We start from the raw sequence: 25823 nt of genomic DNA on the forward strand, positions 1-25823 counted from the left end.
GGGTGTAGCACGGGCGCCCGGCTGCGCCCATCCGTGCGTCTGTACGTCCGCCCAACAGAAGAGAGACCCTGACCCATGTCCTGGCTGTCCAGGTTCAGCCTCGCGCAACGGGCACTGATCGGACTGATGTCGATCGTCGCGCTCGTCTTCGGGGCGATCGCGATACCCCAGCTGAAACAGCAGCTGCTGCCCACCATCGAGCTGCCGATGGTCTCCGTGGTCGCGCCCTACCAGGGAGCTTCCCCGGACGTCGTGGAGAAGCAGGTCGTCGAGCCCATCGAGAACCACCTCGAGTCCGTCGACGGCCTCACCGGCGTCACCTCCACGGCCTCCGAGGGCAGCGCCGTGATCATGGCGTCCTTCGACTACGGCAACAACACGAAGCAGCTCGTCGCCGATGTCCAGCAGGCCGTCAACCGGGCCCGCGCCCAGCTCCCGGACGGCGTCGATCCGCAGGTGGTGGCCGGTTCCACCGACGACATCCCGACCGTGGTGCTCGCCGTCACCTCCGACAAGGACCAGCAGGCGCTCGCCGACCAGCTCGACCGGACGGTGGTGCCCGCCCTCGAGGACATCGACGGCGTCGGCCAGGTCACCGTCGACGGCGTGCGCGACCTCCAGGTCACCGTCACCCCCGATCCCGCGAAGCTGGCCGGGGCCGGCCTGACCCCGCAGGCGCTGGCCGAGGCCCTGCAGGCGGGCGGCGCGACCGTCCCCGCGGGCTCCTTCGACGAGGACGGCGCCAACCGCACCGTCCAGGTCGGCGGCGGCTTCACCTCGCTGCGGCAGATCGAGGACCTGAGGGTCACCGCCGGGCCCGGCAAGGGCAAGCCGGTCCGGCTCGGCGACGTGGCCGAGGTGAAGCAGCAGGAGGCGCGCGCCGAATCCCTCACCCGCACCAACGGCAGGCCCAGCCTCGCCGTGATGGCCACCATGGACCACGACGGCAGCGCCGTCGCCATCTCCGAGGCCGTCCAGGACAAGCTGCCCGAGCTGCGCGAACAGCTCGGCGCCGGCGCGAGCCTCACCGTGGTCAGCGACCAGGGACCGGCCGTCTCCGACGCCATCGAGGGCCTGACCACCGAGGGCGCGCTCGGCCTGCTCTTCGCGGTGCTGGTCATCCTGGTCTTCCTGGCGTCGGTCCGCTCGACGCTGGTCACCGCGGTGTCCATCCCGCTGTCCGTGGTGCTGGCGCTGATCGTGCTGTGGACGCGCGACCTGTCGCTGAACATGCTCACCCTGGGCGCACTGACCATCGCCGTCGGCCGGGTCGTGGACGACTCGATCGTCGTCCTGGAGAACATCAAGCGGCACCTCGGCTACGGAGAGGAGCGCCGCGCGGCCATCCTCGGCGCGGTCCGCGAGGTCGCCGGAGCGGTGACCTCCTCCACCCTCACCACGGTCGCCGTCTTCCTGCCGATCGGCCTGGTCGGCGGCATGGTCGGCGAGCTGTTCGGCTCCTTCAGCCTCACCGTCACCGCGGCGCTGCTGGCCTCCCTGCTGGTGTCGCTGACGGTGGTGCCGGTCCTGTCGTACTGGTTCCTGCGCGCCCCCAAGGGCACCCCCGAGGACGCCGAGGAGGCCCGCAGGCTGGCCGAGGAGAAGGAGGCCCGCAGCCGGCTGCAGCGGATCTACGTGCCGGTGCTGCGCTTCGCCACCCGGCGCCGGCTGGCCAGTGTGGCCATCGCGGTCGTGGTGCTGATCGGCACCTTCGCCATGGCACCCCTGCTGAAGACCAACTTCTTCGACCAGGGCGCGCAGAAGGTCCTGACCGTCCGGCAGGAGCTGAAGCCCGGCACCAGCCTGGCGGCCACCGACGCCCAGGCGAAGAAGGTCGAGCGGCTGCTCTCCCGCACCGAGGGCGTCAAGGACTACCAGGTGACGGTCGGCTCGTCGGGCTGGATGGCGGCCTTCGGCGGCGGCACCGACACCAACCAGGCGATGTACCAGGTGATGCTGGAGGACTCCGCCTCCTTCGAGGACGTCCAGGACCGGCTGGAGGACGGGCTCGACCGGCTGGACGGCATCGGCACCACCACCATCGCGGCCGGCGACGGCTTCGGCAGCCAGGACCTGAGCGTGATCGTCAAGGCCGCCGACCCGCAGGTGCTGCGCAAGGCCGCCGACCAGGTGCAGCAGGCCGTGGCCTCCCTGGACGACGTCACCGACGTCACCAGCGACCTGGCACAGAGCGTGCCGCGGATCTCGGTGAAGGCCGGTCAGCGGGCCGCCGCTGCCGGGTTCGACGAGCGGACCCTCGGCGCGGCCGTCGCCCAGGCGGTCCGGGGCACCTCGGCCGGCACGGCCGTCCTGGACGGCGTCGAGCGGGATGTCGTCATCGCCTCGGCCGAGCCCGCCACCAGTCTCGCCGGGCTGAAGAAGCTGGACCTGGGCGGGGCGAAGCTGGGCGACCTCGCCACCGTCGAGCTGGTGGACGGCCCGGTGTCGATGACCCGGATCGACGGCCAGCGTGCGGCGACCGTCACCGCCAGGCCGACCGGTGACAACACCGGCGCGGTCAGCGCCCAGCTCCAGTCGAAGATCGACGCCCTGACCCTGCCGGCGGGTGCGACGGCGGAGATCGGCGGCGTCACCGAGGACCAGCAGGAGGCGTTCGCCAGCCTGGGCCTGGCGATGCTGGCGGCCGTCGCCATCGTCTTCATGCTGCTGGTCGGCACGTTCCGCTCGCTGGCCCAGCCGCTGATCCTGCTGGTGGCGATCCCGTTCGCGGCGACCGGCGCGATCGGTCTGCTGGTCGCCACGGGCACCCCGATGGGCGTCCCGGCGATGATCGGCATGCTGATGCTGATCGGCATCGTGGTCACCAACGCGATCGTGCTGATCGACCTGATCAACCAGTACCGACGGCGGGGCTACGGCGTCGTCGAGGCGGTCGTGGAGGGCGGCCGCCACCGGCTGCGGCCCATCCTGATGACCGCCCTGGCGACCATCTTCGCCCTGCTGCCGATGGCGCTCGGCGTCACCGGCGAGGGCGGCTTCATCGCCCAGCCGCTGGCCGTGGTGGTGATCGGCGGTCTGATCACCTCGACGCTGCTGACCCTGCTCCTGGTCCCGACGCTCTACGCGATGCTCGAGCTGCGCAAGGAGCGCCGTGCGAAGAAGCGGGCGGCGAAGAAGGAGGCCGAGAAGGAGAAGGCCCGCGAGAAGGAGGCGCTGGAGCCGGCCGGCACCTGACCCGAGGCGGCCCCGGTCCGGCGGCCAGGACCTCGGACGGCCCCGGCCCACACGGTGAAGGCCCGGATCCCCGCACGGGGAACCGGGCCTTCGTCATGTCGTTGAACGGTGCCTCACGGCAGCGCCAGCATCCGCTCCAGCGCCAGCTTGGCGAACGCCTCGGTCTCCTTGTCGACCTCGATCCGGTTGACCAGGTTGCCCTCGGCGAGCGACTCCAGCGCCCACACCAGGTGCGGCAGGTCGATGCGGTTCATGGTCGAGCAGAAGCACACCGTGCGGTCGAGGAAGACGACCTCCTTGCCCTCCGGGGCGAACCGGTTCGCCAGGCGGCGCACCAGGTTCAGCTCGGTGCCGATGGCCCACTTGGAGCCGGCCGGGGCAGCCTCCAGCGTCTTGATGATGTATTCGGTGGACCCGACGTAGTCCGCCGCGGCCACCACCTCGTGCCGGCACTCGGGGTGCACCAGCACGTTGACGCCGGGGATGCGCTCGCGCACGTCGTTGACGGAGTCGAGGTTGAAGCGGCCGTGCACCGAGCAGTGCCCGCGCCACAGGATCATCTTGGCGGCCCGCAGCTCCTCGGCGGTCAGCCCGCCGCCGGGCCGGTGCGGGTTGTAGACCACGCAGTCGTCCAGGGACATGCCCATGTCCCGCACCGCGGTGTTGCGGCCCAGGTGCTGGTCGGGCAGGAACAGCACCTTCTCGCCCTGCTCGAAGGCCCAGTCCAGCGCCCGCTTGGCGTTGGAGGAGGTGCAGATCGTGCCGCCGTGCTTGCCCGTGAACGCCTTGATGTCGGCGGAGGAGTTCATGTACGACACCGGCACGACCTGCTCGGCCATGCCGGCCTCGGTCAGCACGTCCCAGCACTCGGCGACCTGCTCGGCGGTGGCCATGTCGGCCATCGAGCAGCCGGCCGCCAGGTCGGGCAGGACCACCTTCTGCTCGTCGGACGTCAGGATGTCCGCGGACTCGGCCATGAAGTGCACACCGCAGAAGACGATGTACTCGGCCTCGGGGCGCGCCGCGGCGTCCCGGGCCAGCTTGAAGGAGTCACCCGTGACGTCGGCGAACTGGATGACCTCGTCCCGCTGGTAGTGGTGGCCGAGCACGAAGACCTTGTCCCCGAGCTTCTCCTTCGCCCTGCGGGCCCGCTCCACCAGATCCGGGTCGGACGGCGAGGGCAGGTCGCCGGGACACTCCACGCCCCGCTCGCTCTTCGGGTCGGCCTCGCGGCCGAGGAGCAGCAGTGCGAGGGGCGTCGGCTGGACGTCGAGCTCCTGGGGCTGGGCGGTGGTCACGACACGCACCCTTTCTGTTTCTGGCGACTTCTCGTCGAATTGACGCTATTTATCATAACCGCTTCACGTCACTTTGACGATGGCCATAGCGTCCATGTGACGTGAATCCCTCGCGCCCGCCGTTCATTCCCGGGAGCTTCCCGGAACGTCCCACAAGGGGCGGTTTCGGCTCGGGCGAGCGTGTGCGAGCATGAAGCAGGAGCCGAGAACCACGAGCCCCGGCCCGGAATGAATCCGTGGCCCCGCCGGTTGCAACCGTCGGCAAGCAGTCTCCGTACAACCCGGGAGAGATGTAGATGTCCGTATCGGACGAGACCACCACCGTCACCGACGGCATCATCCTGACCGACGCCGCCGCGGCCAAGGTCAAGGCCCTGCTCGACCAGGAAGGCCGTGACGACCTCGCGCTGCGTGTGGCCGTTCAGCCGGGTGGCTGCTCCGGTCTGCGGTACCAGCTGTTCTTCGACGAGCGCTCGCTCGACGGCGACGTGGTGAAGGACTTCGGTGGTGTGAAGGTCGTCACCGACCGCATGAGCGCCCCGTACCTGGGCGGCGCCACCATCGACTTCGTCGACACCATCGAGAAGCAGGGCTTCACGATCGACAACCCCAACGCCACCGGCTCCTGCGCCTGCGGCGACTCCTTCAGCTGAGCCGGACGGAAGGCCCAGGCCCGCAGAACGCCCGAAGGCGGCGGCCCCTCGACGAGGGGCCGCCGCCTTCGGGCGTTTCCGGTGCTGCCGGCGCGGTCGGTTCTCGGAACCCATCGGCCCGGCGCGGCCGGTCCTTCTGTCCGGGCGCGTCCGGACAGGTCAGTCCTGCTGGGTCGGCGGGGCCGGCAGCCGGGCGCCGTCCTTGTGCAGCGGGACCGGCTCGCCGTCCGCGCCGACCACCTCGCGGTCACCGAGCGGCGTGTCCAGCCGCACCGTCATCTGGTACTGCTTGGCGATCATGATGCAGACCTTGCCGGCCCACGGGCTCTCGGTCACCGTGACCTTCACCCGGTCCCCGCTCTCCTCGGTCCGCACGTCGTAGTCGGCGCACACCCCGCCCGAGAAGACCACGGTCAGCTCGCTGCCCTCGGCGGTGTACCCCTCCACCGCCACCTCGCGGTCGGAGGGCTTCGCCGTCGGCTCGTCGCCGGGCTCACCCGGCTCCGTGGCCGACTGCCCGGGCTGCTGGAGGTACTTCGGCTCCACCGCCGGGTGCGTCACGGTGAGGGTGCCCGAGGTGCCCTTGGGGCGCACCTCGAACAGCCAGGACGGCACCAGCGCCTGCTGCCCGTCCACCGCGTGGGCGGCCAGGCCGAACACCGCCTTCTCCACGGTCAGCGTGTCCTTCTCGGGCGAGGCGGGCAGCGAGGCCGTCGCCTCGCACGGCTCGGGCGGGGTCTGCTCCGTCCGTTCCCCGTCCAGCGGCACGGCGGTGGCGCAGCCGCCGATGCCGCCCCGGGCCACGCCGCGGGGTGCCGCGTTCATCAGCTCCAGCGCCCGCTCGGCGCTCACCACCGGGTAGGTGTCGCCCTTCACCGGCTTGGCCAGCCGGCCGCTGCCGCTGGTGATCTCTCCGTCGGCGCCCACGACCAGCCCGGTCGTCCAGCCGTGGGTGGGCAGCCCGCCGATCTCGGGCTGGGCGTTCACCATCCGGCCGGACCCCGCGGGGCGGCTCGCGTCGATCTTGGCCTCGTCCTGCCCGGCCGCCTTCAGCACCGGCGCGGCGGCCTTCTTCGCGGCGGCCTCGCTGATCCGCGGCTCACCGGCGGCGGGCGGCTTGCGGGTGCAGTCGGGGCCCTTGCAGTTGTCGGTGCCCGGCGTGTGCCGGGTGAAGGACCAGGAGCCGGGGGCCGCCCGGTCCACCCGCAGGGTGGGCCCCGAGCCGTCCTTGCCGCCGATCCGCCAGCCCCGCCCGTCGGCCACGGGCGCGCCGTCCAGGCCGAGCGCCCGGGCCAGCTCGGTGACCTGCGCCTCGGTGACCTCGCCGCGCGTGCGGTAGACCGGCGCGGAGTCCGGGCCCTCGGGGAGCGCGCCGTCGGCGCGGTAGACGGCGCCGTACGGGTTGGGCTCACCGGGTGCGATCCCGGGCGCCCCGCTCTCGGAGTGGCCGTCCAGCGTCAGCGGTGGGGGAGTGGCGTCCCCGTTGGCCCCGGGGGTGCTGTCCGTCCCCGAGCCGCCGGAGAGGCTGGTCGCGAGATGCGCCCCGCCTCCGCCGATCAGCAGCACGGCGGCGGCGACGGAGGCAATGAGGGCAGGGGTGCGCCGCCGGGACGACGACCCGGACCCGGGCTCCGGGCCGGCGTCCGGGTGGCCGGCGGCGGTGGCCCCGGCCCCGGCGCGCGCACCACCGTGCTCCGGCACCCCGGCGTCCCGGTCCTCCCGGTCGGGCACCCGAGCATGAACGGTCTCCGGCTCGGCCGTTCCGGTCCCGGCGGTCTCCGGTTCCGCCGTTCCGGCGCCGGCGGTCTCCTGCTCCGGCGTTCCGGTGACTTCCTGCCCGGACGCGCGGTCGCCGGCGGTCTCCGCTTCCGGCGCCCCGGCATCGACGGTCTCCCGCCCGGGCGCCCCGGCGTCGGCGGCGTCGTCCTTCGCCGCCCCCGCGCGGGAGGCGGCCGGTTCCGCTCCCGCCGGGGACTCGCCGGCGTCGCGCTCGCCGCCGGCGGTGCCCGCCCCGGCCTCGGGGGAGGCCGTCTCCTCACTGCCCGGAGCTTCCCCGGTGCCGCGCGCGCTGCCGTCGGCCTTCGCCTCGGCGTCGTCGTTGTCGGGTCGCTCGGTGTTCACCGCATCGCTCCTTCGGCTGCACAGCTGTCCCGGTCGACCCATGCCCGGTCCTGCCCGGACTGCTGGTGGGTCGTATCCCGCATCCCCATTTCGGGGGACGGCGATGGGACGCAGCGGAGGAGCGCGCGGTTCCCCTGTGACGGCGGATCCGTCAGTCGCCGTAGTCCGGCATCGCGTCCACCAGCCGCGCCGACGACGAGGGCACCCGCACGCCGTGGATCAGGGACGGCGGTACCGGCCGGGAGGCGGTCCGCTCCGGAGCCGCCCAGTGGGGAACCATGCGGGCGCAGTCACCCCGGAGCGACGTCAGGTCGCCGTCGAGATGGTCCGGGTCGGCAGCATGGACTTCGAGGTTCGTCATGTCCGCACCGTATGCGCGCCGAAGGTCACGAAGAAAGATCTACTATCGGGTAGTTTGGCTGCTTCAGCGCATCCCCGCCACCCGGTAGCGTGAAGTGTCAAACCGCCTCCCTCAGGAGAGACCACGCCGTGCGCATCGCAGTCACCGGCTCCATCGCCACCGATCACCTCATGACCTTCCCCGGGCGCTTCGCCGACCAGCTCGTCGCGGACCAGCTCCACACGGTCTCGCTGTCCTTCCTGGTCGACAACCTCGACGTGCGCCGGGGCGGCGTGGGAGCGAACATCGCCTTCGGGATGGGCCAGCTGGGCACCCGCCCGATCCTCGTCGGCGCCGCCGGCTTCGACTTCGAGGACTACCGGGCCTGGCTGGAACGGCACGGCGTCGACACCGACTCCGTCCGCATCTCCGACACGCTGCACACCGCCCGCTTCGTGTGCACCACCGACGCCGACCACAACCAGATCGGCTCCTTCTACACCGGCGCCATGAGCGAGGCCCGGCTGATCGAGCTGAAGACGGTCGCCGACCGGGTGGGCGGCCTCGATCTCGTCTCCATCGGCGCCGACGACCCGGAGGCCATGCTGCGCCACACCGAGGAGTGCCGCGCCCGGGGCATCCCGTTCGCCGCGGACTTCTCCCAGCAGATCGCCCGGATGAACGGGGAGGAGATCCGGATACTGCTGGACGGGGCCACCTACCTCTTCTCCAACGAGTACGAGAAGGGGCTCATCGAGGCCAAGACCGGCTGGAGCGACGAGGAGATCCTGCAGCGGGTGGGTCACCGGGTCACCACGCGCGGCGCGCAGGGGGTCCGGATCGAGAAGGCAGGCGAGGAGCCGATCGAGGTCGGCTGCCCGGAGGAGGAGCGCAAGGCCGACCCGACCGGCGTCGGCGACGCCTTCCGGGCCGGCTTCCTGTCCGGTCTGGTGTGGGGCGTCTCGCTGGAACGCGCCGCCCAGGTGGGCTGCATGCTTGCCACCCTCGTCATCGAGACCGTCGGCACCCAGGAGTACCAGCTGCGGCGCGGCCACTTCATGGAACGCTTCACCAAGGCCTACGGCGACGAGGCGGCCGAGGAGGTCCGCAAGCACCTGCGGTAGCCCCGCCCCCGCCCGCGCGTCAGGCGACCCGGCGGACCAGGTACGCCGTGCCCTGCTCCGCCGGTTCCTCGCCGGCGTACTCCTGCCCGCGCATCTCGCACCAGGCCGGGATGTCCAGGCGGGCCGCCTCGTCGTCGGCGAGCACCCGGACCACGCCGCCCACCGGCACCCGGTCGATCACCTTGGCCAGTTCGATGACCGGGATCGGGCAGCGCCGGCCGAGGGCGTCCACCACCAGGACGTCCTCCTCGACGGCCGCCGCGGCCGGCGCCGGCGCGCCCAGCTTCTCCCGCACCTCGCCCACCACCCCGGGCAGCACGGACAGGAACCGCTCCACGTCCTCCTCCGCCGTGCCCGGCGGCAGCGACACGCGGACGTTGCCCTCGCTCAGCACGCCCATCGCCTTCAGGACATGGCTGGGCATCAGAGTGCTGCTGGTGCAGGACGAACCGGATGAGACGGAGAAACCGGCACGGTCCAGCTCGTGCAGCACGGTCTCCCCGTCGACATAGAGACACGAGAAGGTGACGATGCCGGGAAGCCGCCGCTCCGGATCGCCGACCACCTCCACGTCCGGCACCAGCTCCGGCACCCGCGCCCGGATCCGGTCCGTCAGTTCCCGCAGCCGCGCGGCCTCCCCGGCCGCCTCGGCCCGCACCGCCCGCAGCGCCGCCACCGCGGCCACGATCGCCGGAATGTTCTCGAAACCGGGCGCCCGTCCCGACTCCCGCTCGTCCACCGGGCCCTGGGGCGCGAACCGGACGCCCTTGCGCACCACCAGCAGCCCGACCCCGGCCGGGCCGCCCCATTTGTGGGCGCTGGCGGTCAGCAGCGACCAGCCGCCCGGCACCGGGCCCCAGCCCAGGGACTGCGCCGCGTCCACGAGCAGCGGCACTCCGGCGGCCCCGCACACCTCGGCCACCTCGGCCACCGGCTGGACGGTTCCCACCTCGTGATTGGCCGACTGCAGACAGGCCAGCGCGGTGTCCGGCCGCAGCGCCTCGGCGTACCCGGACGGAGCAACGGCCCCCTGCCGGTTCACCGGCACCTCGGTGACCGGCCCTCCGCCGGACCGGTGAACGTCCCCCGCGTGCAGCACCGAAGAGTGTTCGACCGCGGACACGACCAGGTGATCCCCGACCCGCCGCCGCCCGGCCAGCGCCCCCGCGATCCCCGAGTGCACCGCCGCGGTCCCGGACGGGGTGAACACCACCTCGTCCGCCCGGCACCCCACGGCCTCGGCCGCCGCCTCCCGCGCCGCGTCCAGCAGCATCCGGGCCCGGCGCCCCTCCCGGTACAACCGCGCGGGATCGGCCCACCCTTCGTCCAGCGCCGCCACCAACGCCTGCCGGGCGACGGGGTGCAGAGGAAGACCGGAAGCGGCGTCGAAGTAGGCCATACGCCCACGTTAGAACCCCGCCGACTGGAGCAGCCCCCAGGGGCGCGGGGCGGTGTCCCCGTGCGGCCGAGCAGCGGGGTGCGCTGCACCCCGCGCACCCGCCGCCGCCAAACCAGCGAACCACCCGAGCCAGAAGGCACCCCTCCCCGCGAACCCTCGGAGGGCGTCGGCTAGGGTTTGGTCCGCATAAACATCCAAACCCCTGCCCGTCGCAGGGCGGCGACCGACCAGCGAGAAGGCCGCAGCCACTACGCGCGGGCGAGACTCTCGGGAAGGCGCTACGTGAGTCCCAACGGCTCCGACCGCTCGCCGCGGCGCCCGATGCGGCGGAAGCTGCTGCAGGCACTGACCGCGGGCCTGGTCCTGGCGACCGCCACCGGTTGCACATGGGAGGACTTCCCCCGCCTTGGTATGCCCACCCCGACCACGGAAGAGGCTCCGCGGATCCTCTCCCTGTGGCAGGGATCCTGGGCTGCCGCGCTCGCCGTCGGCGTGCTGGTGTGGGGCCTGATCCTGTGGAGTGCTTTCTTCCACCGGCGCAGCCGCACCAAGGTCGAAGTTCCTCCGCAGACCCGGTACAACATGCCCATCGAGGCGCTGTACACGGTCGTTCCGCTCCTCGTCGTCTCGGTGCTGTTCTACTTCACCGCCCGTGACGAGTCCGAGCTGCTGAAGCTCGAGAAGAAGCCCGACGTCACCGTCAACGTGGTCGGCTTCCGGTGGAGCTGGTGCTTCAACTACGTCGAGAACGTCGAGGGCTCCTCCGGCGACGCCAAGAAGTCCCCCGAGCTCGACGCGATCCCGAACCGCTACAAGGACGCCTTCCCGGCCAACGCCGGCGGCGTCTACGACTGCGGTACCCCCGGCACCCGCAACGCGCAGACCGGCAACCCGGGCCCCACCCTGTGGCTGCCCGAGGGCAAGCGGGTCCGCTTCGTCCTGACCTCTCGTGACGTCATCCACTCCTTCTGGGTGGTGCCGTTCCTGATGAAGCAGGACGTCATCCCGGGCCACACCAACGCCTTCGAGGTGACCCCCAACAAGGAGGGCACCTTCCTGGGCAAGTGCGCCGAGCTGTGCGGCGTGGACCACTCCCGGATGCTGTTCAACGTCAAGGTCGTCTCCCCTGAGCGCTACGAGCAGCACCTGAAGGACCTCGTGAAGAAGGGGCAGACCGGTTACGTGCCCGCGGGCATCCCGCAGTCGGGCCACGAGAAGAACCGGGAGTCGAACATCCTGTGAGCATCCTCAACGAACCCCAGGGTGCCGCGGCAGCAGGGTCCCACTACGAGGACGAGCTGCCGGTCCGGCGCCAGAACCGTGGCAGCGTCGTGGTCAAGTGGCTGACGACCACCGACCACAAGACGATCGGCACGCTGTACCTGGTGACGTCGTTCGCGTTCTTCCTGATCGGCGGCGTGATGGCGCTCCTCATGCGCGCCGAGCTGGCCCGTCCGGGCACGCAGATCATGTCGAACGAGCAGTTCAACCAGGCCTTCACCATGCACGGCACGGTGATGCTGCTGATGTTCGCGACGCCGCTGTTCGCAGGCTTCGCGAACTGGATCATGCCGCTGCAGATCGGCGCGCCCGACGTGGCGTTCCCGCGGCTGAACATGTTCGCCTACTGGCTGTACTCGTTCGGCTCGCTGATCGCGCTCGGTGGTTTCCTCACGCCGGACGGCGCCGCCGACTTCGGCTGGTTCGCCTACTCCCCGCTGTCGGACGCGGTCCGCTCGCCGGGCATCGGCGCCGACATGTGGATCATGGGTCTGGCCCTCTCCGGCTTCGGCACCATCCTCGGCTCGGTCAACTTCATCACCACGATCATCTGCATGCGTGCGCCGGGCATGACGATGTTCCGCATGCCGATCTTCACCTGGAACGTGCTGCTGACCGGTGTGCTGGTCCTGCTGGCCTTCCCGGTGCTGGCCGCCGCGCTCTTCGCGCTGGAGGCGGACCGCAAGTTCGGCTCGCACATCTTCGACTCGGCCAACGGCGGAGCGCTGCTGTGGCAGCACCTCTTCTGGTTCTTCGGCCACCCAGAGGTGTACATCATCGCGCTGCCGTTCTTCGGCATCATCAGTGAGGTCGTCCCGGTCTTCTCCCGCAAGCCGATGTTCGGCTACATGGGCCTGATCGGCGCGACCATCGCGATCGCGGGTCTGTCCGTGACGGTGTGGGCGCACCACATGTACGTCACCGGCGGTGTGCTGCTGCCGTTCTTCTCCTTCATGACCTTCCTGATCGCGGTCCCGACCGGTGTGAAGTTCTTCAACTGGATCGGCACCATGTGGAAGGGCAGCCTGTCCTTCGAGACGCCGATGCTGTGGGCGGCCGGCTTCCTGATCACCTTCACCTTCGGTGGTCTGACCGGTGTCATCCTGGCCTCGCCGCCGCTGGACTTCCACGCCTCCGACTCGTACTTCGTGGTGGCCCACTTCCACTACGTGGTGTTCGGCACCGTGGTGTTCGCGATGTTCTCGGGCTTCCACTTCTGGTGGCCCAAGTTCACCGGCAAGATGCTCGACGAGCGGCTCGGCAAGATCACCTTCTGGACGCTGTTCATCGGCTTCCACGGCACCTTCCTGGTCCAGCACTGGCTGGGTGCCGAGGGCATGCCCCGCCGGTACGCGGACTACCTCGCGGCCGACGGCTTCACCGCGCTGAACACCGTCTCCACGATCTCGTCCTTCCTGCTCGGCCTGTCGATCCTGCCGTTCCTCTACAACCTCTGGAAGACGGCCAAGTACGGCAAGCCGGTCACCGTGGACGACCCGTGGGGCTACGGCCGCTCCCTGGAGTGGGCGACCTCCTGCCCGCCGCCGCGGCACAACTTCCTCACCCTGCCGCGCATCCGCAGCGAATCCCCGGCGTTCGACCTGCACCACCCTGAGATCGCCGCGCTCGACGAGCTCGAGAACATCGGTCACGGCGAGAAGGCCGTCGCTGGCAGCAAGGAGGCCGGCAAGTGAAGATCCAGGGCAAGATGTTCATGTGGCTGAGCGTCTTCCTCCTCATCATGGCCGTGATCTACGGCTGGTGGTCGAAGGAGCCGGCCGGTACCACCGCCCTCTTCCTGGCCTTCGGCCTGGCGATCATGATCGGCTTCTACCTCGGCTTCACGGCCAAGCGGGTCGACGTGGGCGCCCAGGACAACAAGGAGGCGGACGTCGCCGACGACGCCGGCGAGCTCGGGTTCTTCAGCCCGCACAGCTGGCAGCCGCTCTTCCTGGGCATCGGCGGTGCCTTCGCGTTCCTCGCCGTCGCCATCGGCTGGTGGCTGATGTACTTCGCGATGCCGCTGATCCTGGCCAGCATCTGGGGCTGGGTCTTCGAGTACTACCGCGGTGAGAACCGCACCCAGTAGCGGCACCACTCGGCCAGAGGCCCGGACACTCCGTCAGGAGGGTCCGGGCCTCTGCCTTTGGGCGCAATCCCCATCACTCGTTCGAGTCTCCCAGCGCGCCGTGGTTGACGGGCCTTCCTAGCGTGAGGCCATGAGACACCACCCGCGCACCCGTACCGTCGTCGGCTGCACGCTGCTGGTGATCGCCCTCGGCGCGGGCGTCACCGGCTGCAGCTCGGACGGCAACCCGCTGTCCGCCGAGCCCTACGACGCGGCGGACCAGATCTCGTTCAGCGGCCCCACCGGCGACAAGAAGACCGTCGACCCGGACAAGCCCCTGGAGGTCGTCGCCGAGGACGACGACGGCCGCATCACGGACGTCACCGCCCGCGACGCCGCAGGCCGCTATGTCGCGGGTGAGCTCGCCGCCGACGGCAGCCGGTGGCACAGCACCTCGCCGCTGGCCGCCAACGCCCAGTACACGGTCCGGGTGAGCACCGAGAACGAGGACGGGGCGCCCGGCCGCAAGGTGATCACCTTCACCACCGGCAAGCCCTCCACCACCAAGCGCCTGGGCGTCACCTTCGGCCCCGAGGCGGGCACCTACGGCGTCGGCCAGCCGATCACCGCCGAGCTGAGCGTGCCGGTCAAGGACCGCGCCCAGCGGGCCGTGGTGGAGCGCGGACTGAAGGTCACCTCCACGCCCGCGGTGACCGGCAGCTGGTACTGGGTGGACGACAAGAAGCTCCACTTCCGCCCCAAGGAGTACTGGCCCGCCCGCGCCACCGTCCAGGTACGCAGCAACCTGGAGGGCATCAAGATCAACGACCGGCTTCGCGGCGGGAAGGCCAAGCCGCTCACCATCACCACGGGCGACCAGGTCATAGCCGTGACCGACGCCGCCGCCCACCGGCTGACGCTCTACAAGAACGGCGAGGAGGTCAAGTCGATACCCGTCACGACCGGCAAGCCGGGCTTCGAGACCCGCAACGGCGTCAAGGTCGTCCTCGGCAAGGAACGCTTCGTACGTATGCGCAGCACCACGGTCGGCATAGCCGAGGGCTCCTCGGAGTCCTACGACCTCAATGTGCAGTTCGCCACCCGCGTCACCTGGAGCGGTGAGTACGTCCACGCCGCCCCCTGGTCGGTCGGCTCCCAGGGCTACGCCAACGTCAGCCACGGCTGCGTCGGGATGAACACCGCCAACGCCGAGTGGTTCTTCGACAACGTCCGCGAGGGCGACCTGGTGAAGGTCGTCAACTCCGACGGCGACACGATGGAGCCGTTCGGCAACGGCTTCGGCGACTGGAACGTCCCGTGGGAGAAGTGGCAGCAGGGCAGCGCGCTCACAGCGGGCCCCGCGGCACCCCAGGAGACGGCACGGCTGCGCCCGGCGGCGGCCTGAGACGCCCCCGGAGGGCGCCGGCGCCGCCGTGGGGGCCCGGGACCGCGCACGGCGGACACGAGGGCGCGCACGGCGGACACGGGGGCGCGCACCGGGCCCGAGCGGCCGCAGGCCCGCAGGCCCCCGCGAGCCGCGCCTGACGGGACGGACGGGACGGACGGACCCGGGCTCCCGAGAAGCCGGAGCTAGGCGCTCTGCAGGCGCCGGGAACGCAGCAGGGAGGCCAGTGCCGAGGCGAACTCCACCGGGTCCACCGGCAGGGTCACCGCGGCCTCCGCCCGGCTCCAGGTGGCCAGCCAGGCGTCCTGGGGGCGCCCGATGAGCAGCAGCACCGGGGGAGCCTGGAAGATCTCGTCCTTGATCTGCCGGCACAGCCCCATGCCGCCCATCGGCACGGCCTCGCCGTCCAGCACGCAGACGTCGATCCCGCCCTTGTCCAGCTCGCGGATCACCGCGGCCGGGGTCGCGCACTCCACGAACTCCACCACAGGGACGTCCGGGGCCGGCCGTCGGCCGGTGGCCAACCGCACCTGTTCCCGCGTGTTCGCGTCGTCGCTGTACACCAGCACCGTGGCGGTCGGCTGCATGCTTCCTCCGTGACGTCAGCGTCGTAAGGACAAGCCCGTTGGGCCGGATGCTACTCCCTTGAACACCACGTCAACACCGGTGCGGCGGGTGGAGACACTCCGAACGGCACCCCCCGGAGTGAGGGCGGGATAAGCGACCGACATAATGTCGGCGTGGCGACAGCAACGACAGTAGATACCGGGCACGCGCACCCGTCGGTCAACCGGCCGAACCTCACCAGCGTCGGAACCATCATCTGGCTGAGTTCCGAGCTGATGTTCTTCGCGGCCCTCTTCGCGATGTACTTCACCCTGCGATCGGTGACCGGACCCGAGTTCTGGTCGGAGAAGGCCGACGCGCTGAACTTCCCGTTCTCGGCGACGAACACCACGATCCTGGTGCTCTCCTCGCTCACCTGCCAGCTCGGCGTGTTCGCCGCCGAGCGCGGTGACGTGAAGAAGCTCCGGGGCTGGTTCATCGTCACCTTCATCATGGGCGCGGTGTTCATCGGCGGCCAGGTCTTCGAGTACACCGAGCTGGTCAAGCACGAGGGCCTCTCGCTCTCGTCCGACCCGTACGGCTCGGTGTTCTACCTGACCACCGGCTTCCACGGCCTGCACGTGACGGGCGGTCTGATCGCCTTCCTGCTGGTCCTGGGACGCACCTACGCGGCCCGGAGGTTCACCCACGAGCAGGCGACCGCGGCCATCGTCGTGTCCTACTACTGGCACTTCGTCGACGTCGTCTGGATCGGCCTCTTCGCCACGATCTACATGATCAAGTAGCCGGGCCCGCAACCGCGCGCGCTTGAAGAAGCGCACCAAGCCAGAAGCATCGACGCAGAAGATCCTGACACCGGGGTAATCCGTGAAAAAGCTCTCCGCACGACGACGCCACCCGGCGGCGGCGCTCGTCGTCCTACTCCTCGCGCTGGCATGCACCGGGGGGCTGTACGCCGTGTTCGCGCCCGCGGACAAGGCGCAGGCCGACGAAACCGCCCAGTCCCTGACCATCGAGGAGGGGAAGAAGCTCTACGCGGTCGACTGCGCCAGCTGCCACGGCACCGGCGGTCAGGGCACCTCCGACGGGCCGAGCCTGGTGGGCGTGGGCGCCGCGGCCGTGGACTTCCAGGTGGGCACCGGCCGCATGCCGGCCGCCACCTCGCAGGGCGCGCAGATCCCGCGCAAGAAGCCGGTCTACACCCAGGCCGAGATCGACGCGCTGGCGGCGTACGTCGCCTCCCTCGGCGCCGGCCCGGCCATCCCGGCCGAGTCGCAGTACAGCCCCGAGGGTGCCGACATCGCCAAGGGCGGCGAACTGTTCCGCAACAACTGCGCGCAGTGCCACAACTTCACCGGCAAGGGCGGCGCCCTGACCCACGGCAAGTACGCGCCGAACCTCGAGGACGTCGACCCGAAGCACATCTACGAGGCCATGCTCACCGGCCCGCAGAACATGCCTTCGTTCCCCGACAGCACCCTGTCGGAGCAGAACAAGAAGGACATCATCGCGTACCTGGACGAGGTCAACAGCCAGGACACCGAGAACCCCGGCGGCCTTGAGCTGGGCGGGCTCGGCCCGGTCAGCGAGGGTCTGTTCGGCTGGATCTTCGGTCTCGGCGGTCTGATCGCCGTCGCAGTGTGGGTCGCCGCTCGGACCGCAAAGGCCAAGAAGTCATGAGTAGCCAAATTCCAGAAGAGAACCTGCCCGCAGCGCAGGACACCGCCCACGGCGCGGTAGGTGTGGCGGACGAGAAGAACCCGTTCGCCGACCCGGGGCTGCCGCCTCACGAGCACCGCAGGCAGGACATCGACGAGCGGGCCGCCAAGCGGTCCGAGCGCACGGTCGCCCTGCTGTTCACGGTCTCGATGCTGGCCACCATCGGCTTCATCGCCGCCTTCGTGGCGATCCCGGTCGACAAGATCGTCTACATCTTCCCGTTCGGTCACGTCAGCGCGCTGAACTTCGCGCTCGGTGTGACGCTCGGCGTCTCCCTGTTCACCATCGGCGCCGGCGCGGTCCACTGGGCCCGCACGCTGATGTCCGACGAGGAGCTGACCGACGAGCGGCACGCGATCGAGGCCGAGCCCGAGGTCCGTGCCAAGGTCATGGACGACTTCCGCCAGGGCGCGAAGGAGTCCCAGCTCGGCCGGCGCAAGCTCATCCGCAACACCATGTTCGGCGCGCTGGCCGTGGTGCCGCTGTCCGGCGTCGTGCTGCTGCGCGAACTGGGCCCGCTGCCCGAGGACAAGCTGCGTCACACCCTGTGGTCAAAGGGCAAGCTGCTCATCAACCAGAACACCGGGGAGCCGATGCGCCCCTCGGACATCGTGACCGGCTCCCTCACCTTCGCCAAGCCGGAGGGCCTCGAGGAGCACGACCACGACTTCAACAACGAGATCGCCAAGGCCGCCCTGATGCTCGTCCGCATCCAGCCGGAGGACATCAAGGACAAGCGCACGATGGAGTGGGGACACGAGGGCATCCTCGCGTACTCGAAGATCTGCACCCACGTCGGTTGCCCGATCTCCCTGTACGAGCAGCAGACGCACCACGTGCTCTGCCCCTGCCACCAGTCCACCTTCGACCTCTCCGACGGTGCCAAGGTGATCTTCGGTCCCGCCGGTCACGCTCTCCCGCAGCTGCGGATCGGCGTGAACGACGAGGGCTACCTCGAAGCGCTCAGTGACTTCGAAGAGCCCGTCGGTCCTGCATTCTGGGAGCGCGGATGAGCACCAACACCAGCACACAGCCCCGCTCTCGCGGGAAGGCACCGGCCGGCGAGCGCGTCGCCGACTGGGCCGACGGCCGGCTCGGGATCTACTCCCTGGCCAAGGCCAACATGCGCAAGATCTTCCCGGACCACTGGTCCTTCATGCTGGGTGAGATCTGCCTGTACAGCTTCATCATCATCATCCTCACGGGTGTGTATCTGACGCTGTTCTTCCACCCGTCGATGAACGAGGTGGAGTACCACGGCAGCTACATCCCGATGCAGGGCCAGCTGATGTCGGAGGCGTACGCCTCCACGCTGCGGATCAGCTTCGACGTCCGGGGCGGTCTGCTCATCCGGCAGATCCACCACTGGGCCGCGGTCGTCTTCCTCGCTGGCATGTTCGTGCACATGATGCGCGTCTTCTTCACCGGCGCGTTCCGCAAGCCGCGTGAGATCAACTGGCTGTTCGGCTTCCTGCTGTTCGTGCTCGGCATGTTCACCGGCTTCACCGGCTACTCGCTGCCGGACGACCTGCTCTCCGGCACCGGTGTCCGCTTCACCCAGGGCGCGATCCTGTCCGTGCCGATCGTCGGCACGTACATCTCGATGTTCCTGTTCGGCGGGGAGTTCCCCGGGACCGACTTCGTCGCCCGGTTCTACTCGATCCACATCCTGCTGCTGCCGGGCATCATGCTCGGTCTGGTGGTCGGCCACCTGATCCTGGTCTTCTACCACAAGCACACGCAGTTCGCGGGTCCCGGACGGACCAACAAGAACGTCGTCGGCATGCCGCTGCTGCCGGTGTACATGGCCAAGGCGGGGGGCTTCTTCTTCCTGGTCTTCGGCTTCATCGCGCTGATCGCCGGCATCGCCTCGATCAACCCGATCTGGAACCTGGGCCCGTACCGCCCGGACATGGTCTCCACCGGAGCCCAGCCCGACTGGTACATGGGCTTCGCCGAGGGTCTGGTCCGCGCCATGCCCGGCTGGGAGATCAACTTCTGGGGCCACACCCTGGTCCTGGGCGTGTTCATCCCGCTGGTGCTGTTCGGCCTCTTCCTCGGGGTCATCGCCCTGTACCCGTTCATCGAGTCCTGGGTCACCGGGGACAAGCGCGAGCACCACATCCTGGACCGCCCGCGCAACGCCCCGACCCGCACGGCCTTCGGTGTCGCCTGGGTCACCGGCTACATGATCATGCTGATCGGCGGTGGCAACGACATCATCGCCACGCACTTCAACCTCTCGATCAACGCGGTCACCTGGTTCGTCCGGATCGGGTTCTTCGCCGGCCCGGTCGTCGCGTTCATCATCACCAAGCGGATCTGCCTGGGCCTGCAGCGCCGGGACCGGGAGAAGGTGCTGCACGGCCGCGAGTCGGGCATCATCAAGCGCCTGCCGCACGGTGAGTTCATCGAGGTGCACGAGCCGCTCAGCCAGGAGGCCCTGTACACGCTCACCGCGCACGAGCAGTACAAGCCGGTGGAGATCGGCCCGACGGTCGACGAGCACGGTGTCGAGCGCAAGGTGAAGGGCACCGAGAAGCTGCGCGCCAAGCTCAGCAAGGCGTACTACGGCGAGGAGTCCCAGATTCCGAAGCCGACCGTCGAGGAGTACAACGAGATCACGAGCGGCCACGGCCACCACTGATCGCTGCACTCGCCACCTGCAGGGGCCCCGTCCGGTCTGCGGACGGGGCCCTTCGGCATGCCCCGGGCTGGATAGGGTGGTGCCCGGGAGTTCTGGAACGTCTACGACCATCAGGAGCGGCTATGAGCGCTGTGACCCCCGCTGGAGGCGACACTGCGGCGGGCCGCTCCTGGCCCGCCCTGCTGAACGGGCTGCTGGAGGGCAGGGACCTCAGCGCCGACGACACCGCCTGGGCGATGGACCTGATCATGCGGGGCGAGGCCACCGACGCGCAGATCGCCGGATTCGTGGTGTCGCTGCGTGCCAAGGGCGAGACGGTCGAGGAGATCACCGGCTGCGTCCGGGCCCTGTACGAGCACGCCAACGTCATCGAGGTGCCCGGCGAGACCGTGGACATCGTCGGCACCGGCGGCGACGGCGCCCGGACCGTCAACATCTCCACGATGTCCTCGATCGTGGTCGCCGGCACCGGCGCCAAGGTGGTCAAGCACGGCAACCGGGCCGCCTCCTCGGCCTCGGGCGCCTCCGACGTCCTGGAGAAGCTCGGCGTCAATCTGGAGCTGACCCCGCGACGGGTGGCCGAGGTCGCCGAGGAGGCCGGGATCACCTTCTGCTTCGCGGTGAAGTTCCACCCCGCGCTGCGCCATGTGGCCGCCGCCCGCTCACAGCTGGGCATCCGCACCGTGTTCAACTTCCTCGGACCGCTGGCCAACCCCGCCCGGGTGAGGTGCCAGGCGGTGGGCGTCGCCGACCCGCGGATGGCGCCCATCATGGCGGGCGTGTTCGCCGAGCGGGGCAACTCCTCGCTGGTGTTCCGCGGCGACGACGGGCTGGACGAGCTGACCACCACCGCCACCTCCCGGGTGTGGGTGGTCCGCGACGGCACGGTCACCGAGGAGACCTTCGACCCGCGGGACGTGGGCATCGAGCTGGTGCCCGTCGAGGCGCTGCGCGGCGCCGACGCCTCCTACAACGCGGAGGTCGCCCGGCGGGTTCTCGACGGCGAGCGGGGCCCGGTGCGTGACGCGGTGCTGCTGAACTCCGCGGCGGCGCTGGTCGCGCTGCGGCCGGGCAGCGGGTCGCTCACCGAGCAGATCCGGGCCGGGATCGAGCAGGCCGCCGAGTCGATCGACTCCGGCGCCGCCCGGCGCGTGCTGGAACGCTGGGTGGCCGTCAGCAACGCCTGACGCCCACGGACGATGTCCCGCGATCCGGACACGGGTTGCGGGACATCGCCGTGATCGCCTACGTTCCTGTCCAGGTCATGAGTGACAGTCATCAGGCCCCGGCCGACTGTCCGGCAACCCTCCGTCCGTGGCGGGGTGCCCCGGGTGAAGACCAGGCCGTACGGCAGCAAGGCCTACGGCAAGCGCGGACCCCTCGCGACACCAGGGGTCCTGGTCCATCGAGGGAGTCTTCCGTGAGCAAGCGAATGCGCTAGGGCCGTTTTCCCGGCCCGCCTCCGCACACCTTCTTCTCGTCGTTCTTCTCCGCCGGTGCCGTGTTCCCGGCTGCCCTCACGGGAGTTCTCCATGTCTGTCCTCACCCCTGCCGCCGACGTGTCCGTCTGTGCCCCGCTGCCCGTTCTGGGGCGGGATGTCACCGTCCCGCTCGTCACCGGCGGCGAGGTCACCTACGCGGCGCTCGACTACGCCGCCAGCGCCCCCGCCCTCCAGCGCGTCTGGGACGACGTCGCCGCCTACGCCCCGTACTACGGCAGCGTGCACCGCGGCGCCGGATACCTCTCCCAGCTCTCCACCGACCTGTTCGAGAACTCCCGCAGGACCGTCGCCGAGTTCCTCGACTGCCGCGCGGACGACCAGGTCGTCTTCACCCGGTCCACCACCGACTCCCTCAACCTGCTCGCCTCCGCGCTGCCCGCCGGCTGCCAGGTCTTCGTCTTCGAGACCGAGCACCACGCGTCGCTGCTGCCCTGGCGCGAGGCCCGGGTCACCTGCCTGGACGCGCCGGACAGCCCGCGACGGGCCGTTCAGACCCTGGAGCGGGCGCTCGCCGCCCGCGACCCGCACGGCCCGGCCCTGGTCTGCGTCACCGGCGCCTCCAACGTCACGGGGGAGCTGTGGCCGGTGCGGGAACTGGCCGCCGCCGCCCACGCGCACGGCGCCCGGATCGTGCTGGACGCGGCCCAGCTCGCCCCGCACCACCCGGTGAGCGTCCGCGACCTGGACGTCGACTGGGTCGCCTTCTCCGGGCACAAGCTCTACGCACCCTTCGGCTCCGGCGTCCTCGCCGGACGGGCCGACTGGCTGCGCGCGGCCGAGCCGTACCTGGCGGGCGGCGGCGCCAGCCGCAAGGTCGGCCGCCGCGCGGACGGGGGAGTGGACGTCGAGTGGCACGAGGGCGCCGCCCGGCACGAGGCCGGCTCGCCCAACGTCATCGGCGCCTACGCCATCGCCTCCGCCTGCAAGGCGCTCACCGAGGCAGGCTTCGAGGCGCTGGTGGCGCGGGAGCAGTACCTGATCCGCCGGGTGCGGGAGGGACTGGCCGACGTGCCCGAGGTGCGCTTCCTTGCGCTGTTCGGCGAGGACGCCCCGCGCGTCGGCGTGCTGTCGTTCGTCGTCGACGGCTGGAACAGCTCCCACTTCGCCGCCGCGCTGTCCGCCGAGTACGGCATCGGTGTGCGGGACGGCCTCTTCTGCGCCCACCCGCTGGTGCGGACCCTGCTCGGTGCCGAGGACCGGGCCCAGGGCGAGTGCGGCGCCCCCGAGGCGGCACCGGGGGAGAAGTCCCTCAACGCCGTCCGCGTCAGCTTCGGCGCGGGCACCCCCGACGAACACGTCGACCGCTTCGTCACCGCCGTCAGGGAACTCGTCCGCGACGGCGCCCGCTGGACCTACCACACGGTCGACGGCCGCTGCGTCCCGGACACCTCGGCCTGAGCGGGCCCGGCCGCCGGGGAGCGCTGCCCGGCGGCCGGAGCCGGGTGCCCGGCAGCAGGCGCTTGCGGGCAGGACCGCCCCGTGCGGGACGCGCCCGAAGCCGGCGGTCTCAGTTGTCCAGCCCGATGGCGAACGCCGCCTCCAGGTCGTGCTGGGAGTACGTCCGGAAGGCCACGTGCGTGTCGGTGGCCTCGACCCCCGGGATCTTGCTGATGCGGCCCGGGATGACCTCCGCCAGGTCCTCGTGGTCCTTCACCCGGACCATGGCGATGAGGTCGTAGGTGCCGGTCACGGAGAAGACCTCGCTGACGTTCTCCAGCGCGGCGATCTGCTCCGCGATCTCGGGGATCCGGTCCACGCTGGTCTTGATGAGGACGATCGCGGTGATCACGGCTGGTTCTCTCCCTCGGAGGCCGGTGCAGGGGCGGCTTTCACTCTAGTCGCCCGGCCGAAGCCCACCCAGGCGACGAGGAAGCCCAGGCCGAAGCCCACCAGATGGGCCAGATAGGCCACCGAGGGGCCGTCCGGTGCCTGCTGCCGGGCCGCCGCCCACTGCAGCGCCGCCCAGAACGGCAGCACCACCCAGGCGGGCAGCCGCACCGGCAGGAAGAAGGCGAACGGCAGCAGACTGGTGACCCGGGCGCGCGGGAACAGGAAGAGGAACGCGCCGAGGACCGCCGAGATCGCCCCGGAGGCGCCCACCAGGGGCTGCTCCGAGTGCGCGTTCGCCGCCGCGTACCCCAGCAGCGCGAGACAGCCGCAGCCGAGGCAGAAGAGGGTGAACCGCGCCCGCCCCATCCGCTTCTCGGTCATCACCCCGAAGACGTGGAGAAAGAGCATGTTGCCGAGCAGATGCACCCAGCTCGCGTGTACGAACAGGGCGGTGGCCGGGGTGAGCACCGCCGCCGGGGACCCCTCGAACAGCTCTGCGGGGATCACGCCCCAGCGCCTGAACCAGGTCTGCTGCGCCGCGAGCAGCTCCTCGCCCGCGCCGTACAGCGGATTGAGGCCGGAGGCCGGTCCGAGCAGGAAGACCGCGCAGCACAGGACGATCAGGGCGCGGGTCACCGGGGCCGTCGAGGCGCGGCCCGCCGCCCCTGCGGAGGCCGGCGCGCTCCAGATGCGGATCATGGTTACAGAGCATGACGTAACCGGACGCGACCGCACAGAATGCCTCGCCGCCGTGGACGGGCGGGCGGCGGGGAGCCCCCAGGCCGTAGGGTTACGAGCCATGACGGACCGCGTGCGCGGGGCGTCACCGACAATGGAAGCCGAGAAGGAAAAGAGCCGAGGCACGATGACGGTTCCCCTGCCGACCGCCACGACGCGGTGGCGCTGCACGCTCTGCGGCAATCTCACCCGCTTCGACGTGACCCGCTCGTCGAAGGTCGTGGAGTACGTCCACCTCGATCTGGCCGGAGAGCCCAAGGTCGAGGAGCGCGAGGTGCTCAGTGAGACGATCGAGTCGGTGCGGTGCCGCTGGTGCAACGCCGTGGACCAGGTGGAACTCGTGGACAGGCCGGGTGCCGGCTCCTGACGGAAGGGGCTCCCTCCCGCTCGAGCGACGTCGAGAGCGGGGCAGGGCCCCGCTGACGGCGACCCCGCTCGCGGGGTCGCACACAGGCATTGGGGTGTGACGGATGGTGGAGACCGCAGGCGGGGGGCCGCAGGACGGCACCGCTGAGGTGCTCGACCGTCCGCTGCCCGACGGCGTGCGCCGCCGTGTGGTGCAGATCGTCTCCGCCGGATTCGGGCAGCTGACCGTCTCGGAGCTGCCCGCCCAGCTGCGGCAGTTCGCGCGCTTCACCCCGAACCGCAGAGCCAAGTTCGCGGGCAACGCCATGGCCGCCGCGCTGGAGACCGACCCGCTGTTCCGGCAGCGGATCGGGGAGAAGCTCAGAGAGGCCCAGCCGGAACTCGCCGGCGCTCTCGACTCCGGCTCCCCGCCCCCGGCCGCGGATCCGCTCGACGTGGCGGCCGCGGCCTATGTTCTGCGCCCGCCGGGCTGGGTGAAGCTGGTGACCGCCGCGGGCGAGGAGGCCCGGCGGGCCGACGCCGAGCGTGCCGACGAGGAGATGCGGGCCGAGGTGGAGCGGCTGCGCGCCGAGCTGGCCCGGGCCCGCGAGCACACCAAGTCGGAGACCGAACGGCTGCGCGGCGAGCTGGAGACGGTCCGCAAGGAGGCCGAGTCGCTGCACCGCAAGCTCCGCAGCGCGCTCAGCGACGTCAAGCGAGGCGAGGCGGCGCTGCGCAAGCTGCAGGGCGAGATGGAGACCGTGCGCGCCGAGGGGCAGGCGCAGGTGTCCGCCGCCGAGAGCGAGTCCCGGCGGCTCAAGGCCCGCCTCGGCGAGACCGAGGCGGCGCTCGAGGCGGCCCGCCGGGCGGCCCGGGAGGGCCGCAGCGTGGAGGACATGCGGGTGCGGCTGCTGCTCGACACCGTCCTGGACGCCGCCCAGGGGCTGCGCCGCGAACTCGCCCTGCCGCCGGTGTCCGTGCGGCCCGCCGAGACCGTGGACGCCGTGGAGCCGGGCCGGATGACCCCGAAGGACATCGCCGCCCGCGCCCTCTCCGAGAACGATCCGGCCATCCTGGACCAGCTGCTCGCGCTGCCGCAGGCCCATCTGGTCGTCGACGGCTACAACGTCACCAAGACCGGCTATCCCCAGATGCCCCTGGAGAAGCAGCGGCTGAGGCTGCTGGGGCAGCTGGCCCAGCTCGCCGCGCAGACCGGCGCCGAGGTCACCTGCGTCTTCGACGGGGCCGAACTGGCCGCGCCGGTGCTGCTGGCCCCGCCGCGCGGGGTGCGGGTGCTGTTCTCCAAACCCGGGGTCACCGCCGACGAGCTGATCCGCCAGCTGGTGCGCGCCGAACCGCCGGGCCGGCCCGTCATCGTGGTCTCCACCGATCGGGAGGTCGCCGACGGGGTCGCCCGCGCCGGCGCACGCCCGGTGGCATCGGCGGTGCTTCTCAAGCGGCTTTCCTGATCATCAGCACGTACCCAGCACGCACTCGGCAAGCGGCTTTCCTGATACTCGGATCACTTCCGTCCCCCGTGCAACGTAGCGTCCCTATGCCCGAATTGACGGAACCGTCACGCAACGTAGCG

22 protein-coding genes and 1 riboswitch are annotated in these 25823 nt (G+C 70.7%); of the genes, 15 read left to right on the top strand and 7 right to left on the bottom strand.

Annotated elements, in window-relative coordinates; genetic code table 11:
• The first annotated feature begins 75 nt into the window (after positions 1 to 75).
• On the top strand, positions 76 to 3195 hold the full coding sequence (locus HCJ93_RS13120; protein ID WP_167994516.1) for an efflux RND transporter permease subunit: 3120 nt from the start codon (positions 76 to 78) through the stop codon (positions 3193 to 3195).
• A gap of 113 nt (positions 3196 to 3308) precedes the next feature.
• On the opposite strand, the gene nadA is transcribed toward HCJ93_RS13120, so the two are convergent.
• A complete protein-coding gene (gene nadA, locus HCJ93_RS13125) occupies positions 3309 to 4493 on the bottom strand; it encodes a quinolinate synthase NadA (protein ID WP_507201639.1) in 1185 nt (394 codons plus the stop codon).
• Between the two features lie 296 nt (positions 4494 to 4789).
• Between nadA and HCJ93_RS13130 the strand changes: the two genes are divergently transcribed.
• The gene (locus HCJ93_RS13130) at positions 4790 to 5146 is read left to right on the top strand and encodes a HesB/IscA family protein (RefSeq protein ID WP_014672245.1); all 357 of its coding nucleotides are present in this window, start codon (positions 4790 to 4792) and stop codon (positions 5144 to 5146) included.
• 159 nt (positions 5147 to 5305) lie between these two features.
• Here the strand turns inward: HCJ93_RS13130 and HCJ93_RS13135 are convergent, their stop codons facing one another.
• Both HCJ93_RS13135 and HCJ93_RS13140 read right to left on the bottom strand, forming a co-directional pair.
• Positions 5306 to 7267: a hypothetical protein gene (locus HCJ93_RS13135; RefSeq protein WP_167994519.1), complete on the bottom strand. Its 1962-nt coding sequence runs from the start codon at positions 7265 to 7267 to the stop codon at positions 5306 to 5308.
• A 151-nt stretch (positions 7268 to 7418) separates the two neighbouring features.
• Positions 7419 to 7628: a hypothetical protein gene (locus HCJ93_RS13140; protein WP_167994521.1), complete on the bottom strand. Its 210-nt coding sequence runs from the start codon at positions 7626 to 7628 to the stop codon at positions 7419 to 7421.
• Positions 7629 to 7756: 128 nt separating this feature from the next.
• On the opposite strand from HCJ93_RS13140, the gene HCJ93_RS13145 reads away from it, so the two are divergent.
• Positions 7757 to 8731 carry a carbohydrate kinase family protein gene (locus tag HCJ93_RS13145; RefSeq protein ID WP_167994523.1) on the top strand — a complete coding sequence of 325 codons (975 nt, stop codon included), beginning with the start codon at positions 7757 to 7759 and terminating at the stop codon, positions 8729 to 8731.
• 19 nt (positions 8732 to 8750) lie between these two features.
• Here HCJ93_RS13145 and HCJ93_RS13150 read toward each other — a convergent pair whose 3' ends face one another.
• Entirely contained in the window at positions 8751 to 10130 is a 1380-nt protein-coding gene (locus HCJ93_RS13150; RefSeq protein WP_167994525.1) for a cysteine desulfurase/sulfurtransferase TusA family protein, read from the bottom strand.
• Positions 10131 to 10412: 282 nt separating this feature from the next.
• Here HCJ93_RS13150 and ctaC point away from each other — a divergent pair, with 282 nt between their 5' ends.
• The 4 genes from ctaC (at position 10413) to HCJ93_RS13170 (ending at position 14884) form a co-directional block, all read left to right on the top strand.
• Positions 10413 to 11372, top strand: a complete 960-nt coding sequence (gene ctaC / locus HCJ93_RS13155; protein ID WP_167994527.1) for an aa3-type cytochrome oxidase subunit II — start codon at positions 10413 to 10415, stop codon at positions 11370 to 11372.
• A complete protein-coding gene (gene ctaD, locus HCJ93_RS13160; RefSeq protein ID WP_167994528.1) occupies positions 11369 to 13105 on the top strand; it encodes an aa3-type cytochrome oxidase subunit I in 1737 nt (578 codons plus the stop codon). Before ctaC ends, ctaD begins: the two co-directional genes overlap by 4 nt.
• Positions 13102 to 13500 (top strand): cytochrome c oxidase subunit 4, encoded by a 399-nt coding sequence (locus tag HCJ93_RS13165; protein WP_167994530.1) that lies wholly within the window; start codon positions 13102 to 13104, stop codon positions 13498 to 13500. The genes ctaD and HCJ93_RS13165 overlap by 4 nt, the downstream gene beginning before the upstream one ends.
• Before the next feature lie 130 nt (positions 13501 to 13630).
• Positions 13631 to 14884 (top strand): L,D-transpeptidase, encoded by a 1254-nt coding sequence (locus HCJ93_RS13170; RefSeq protein WP_167994532.1) that lies wholly within the window; start codon positions 13631 to 13633, stop codon positions 14882 to 14884.
• 185 nt (positions 14885 to 15069) lie between these two features.
• Here HCJ93_RS13170 and HCJ93_RS13175 read toward each other — a convergent pair whose 3' ends face one another.
• A complete protein-coding gene (locus HCJ93_RS13175; protein WP_167994534.1) occupies positions 15070 to 15471 on the bottom strand; it encodes a response regulator in 402 nt (133 codons plus the stop codon).
• A 153-nt stretch (positions 15472 to 15624) separates the two neighbouring features.
• Between HCJ93_RS13175 and ctaE the strand changes: the two genes are divergently transcribed.
• The 6 genes from ctaE to HCJ93_RS13205 all read left to right on the top strand — a co-directional run bounded on the left by ctaE (position 15625) and on the right by HCJ93_RS13205 (position 22717).
• Positions 15625 to 16236 carry an aa3-type cytochrome oxidase subunit III gene (ctaE, locus tag HCJ93_RS13180; protein WP_167994536.1) on the top strand — a complete coding sequence of 204 codons (612 nt, stop codon included), beginning with the start codon at positions 15625 to 15627 and terminating at the stop codon, positions 16234 to 16236.
• Positions 16237 to 16318: 82 nt separating this feature from the next.
• Positions 16319 to 17131, top strand: a complete 813-nt coding sequence (gene qcrC, locus HCJ93_RS13185; RefSeq protein WP_167994538.1) for a cytochrome bc1 complex diheme cytochrome c subunit — start codon at positions 16319 to 16321, stop codon at positions 17129 to 17131.
• Positions 17128 to 18183 carry a cytochrome bc1 complex Rieske iron-sulfur subunit gene (qcrA, locus tag HCJ93_RS13190; protein ID WP_167994546.1) on the top strand — a complete coding sequence of 352 codons (1056 nt, stop codon included), beginning with the start codon at positions 17128 to 17130 and terminating at the stop codon, positions 18181 to 18183. Before qcrC ends, qcrA begins: the two co-directional genes overlap by 4 nt.
• Positions 18180 to 19817 carry a cytochrome bc1 complex cytochrome b subunit gene (qcrB, locus tag HCJ93_RS13195; RefSeq protein ID WP_167994548.1) on the top strand — a complete coding sequence of 546 codons (1638 nt, stop codon included), beginning with the start codon at positions 18180 to 18182 and terminating at the stop codon, positions 19815 to 19817. Before qcrA ends, qcrB begins: the two co-directional genes overlap by 4 nt.
• A gap of 122 nt (positions 19818 to 19939) precedes the next feature.
• On the top strand, positions 19940 to 21004 hold the full coding sequence (gene trpD / locus HCJ93_RS13200) for an anthranilate phosphoribosyltransferase (RefSeq protein WP_167994550.1): 1065 nt from the start codon (positions 19940 to 19942) through the stop codon (positions 21002 to 21004).
• A 73-nt stretch (positions 21005 to 21077) separates the two neighbouring features.
• Positions 21078 to 21195, top strand: a riboswitch (SAM riboswitch).
• A 154-nt stretch (positions 21196 to 21349) separates the two neighbouring features.
• The gene (locus tag HCJ93_RS13205) at positions 21350 to 22717 is read left to right on the top strand and encodes an aminotransferase class V-fold PLP-dependent enzyme (RefSeq protein ID WP_167994552.1); all 1368 of its coding nucleotides are present in this window, start codon (positions 21350 to 21352) and stop codon (positions 22715 to 22717) included.
• Between the two features lie 109 nt (positions 22718 to 22826).
• Here the strand turns inward: HCJ93_RS13205 and HCJ93_RS13210 are convergent, their stop codons facing one another.
• Entirely contained in the window at positions 22827 to 23108 is a 282-nt protein-coding gene (locus HCJ93_RS13210; RefSeq protein ID WP_167994554.1) for an Lrp/AsnC family transcriptional regulator, read from the bottom strand.
• Entirely contained in the window at positions 23105 to 23848 is a 744-nt protein-coding gene (locus HCJ93_RS13215) for a rhomboid family intramembrane serine protease (RefSeq protein WP_167994556.1), read from the bottom strand. Before HCJ93_RS13215 ends, HCJ93_RS13210 begins: the two co-directional genes overlap by 4 nt.
• A 166-nt stretch (positions 23849 to 24014) precedes the next feature.
• Between HCJ93_RS13215 and HCJ93_RS13220 the strand changes: the two genes are divergently transcribed.
• Both HCJ93_RS13220 and HCJ93_RS13225 read left to right on the top strand, forming a co-directional pair.
• A complete protein-coding gene (locus HCJ93_RS13220; protein WP_167994558.1) occupies positions 24015 to 24254 on the top strand; it encodes a hypothetical protein in 240 nt (79 codons plus the stop codon).
• Between the two features lie 103 nt (positions 24255 to 24357).
• A complete protein-coding gene (locus HCJ93_RS13225; RefSeq protein WP_167994560.1) occupies positions 24358 to 25701 on the top strand; it encodes an NYN domain-containing protein in 1344 nt (447 codons plus the stop codon).
• Positions 25702 to 25823 lie beyond the last annotated feature (122 nt).

The organism is Streptomyces composti (genome assembly GCF_012034205.1).
GTDB lineage: Bacteria > Actinomycetota > Actinomycetes > Streptomycetales > Streptomycetaceae > Streptomyces > Streptomyces composti.

Excerpts from the sequence above, each read along its gene's own strand:
- HCJ93_RS13120 (WP_167994516.1), top strand. The coding sequence starts at position 76 with ATGTCCTGGCTGTCCAGGTTCAGCCTCGCGCAACGGGCACTGATCGGA.
- HCJ93_RS13130 (WP_014672245.1), top strand. The coding sequence starts at position 4,790 with ATGTCCGTATCGGACGAGACCACCACCGTCACCGACGGCATCATCCTG.
- HCJ93_RS13140 (WP_167994521.1), bottom strand. The coding sequence starts at position 7,628 with ATGACGAACCTCGAAGTCCATGCTGCCGACCCGGACCATCTCGACGGC.
- HCJ93_RS13150 (WP_167994525.1), bottom strand. The coding sequence starts at position 10,130 with ATGGCCTACTTCGACGCCGCTTCCGGTCTTCCTCTGCACCCCGTCGCC.
- HCJ93_RS13170 (WP_167994532.1), top strand. The coding sequence starts at position 13,631 with ATGAGACACCACCCGCGCACCCGTACCGTCGTCGGCTGCACGCTGCTG.
- HCJ93_RS13175 (WP_167994534.1), bottom strand. The coding sequence starts at position 15,471 with ATGCAGCCGACCGCCACGGTGCTGGTGTACAGCGACGACGCGAACACG.
- qcrA (WP_167994546.1), top strand. The coding sequence starts at position 17,128 with ATGAGTAGCCAAATTCCAGAAGAGAACCTGCCCGCAGCGCAGGACACC.
- qcrB (WP_167994548.1), top strand. The coding sequence starts at position 18,180 with ATGAGCACCAACACCAGCACACAGCCCCGCTCTCGCGGGAAGGCACCG.
- trpD (WP_167994550.1), top strand. The coding sequence starts at position 19,940 with ATGAGCGCTGTGACCCCCGCTGGAGGCGACACTGCGGCGGGCCGCTCC.
- HCJ93_RS13205 (WP_167994552.1), top strand. The coding sequence starts at position 21,350 with ATGTCTGTCCTCACCCCTGCCGCCGACGTGTCCGTCTGTGCCCCGCTG.
- HCJ93_RS13215 (WP_167994556.1), bottom strand. The coding sequence starts at position 23,848 with ATGATCCGCATCTGGAGCGCGCCGGCCTCCGCAGGGGCGGCGGGCCGC.
- HCJ93_RS13220 (WP_167994558.1), top strand. The coding sequence starts at position 24,015 with ATGACGGTTCCCCTGCCGACCGCCACGACGCGGTGGCGCTGCACGCTC.
- HCJ93_RS13225 (WP_167994560.1), top strand. The coding sequence starts at position 24,358 with ATGGTGGAGACCGCAGGCGGGGGGCCGCAGGACGGCACCGCTGAGGTG.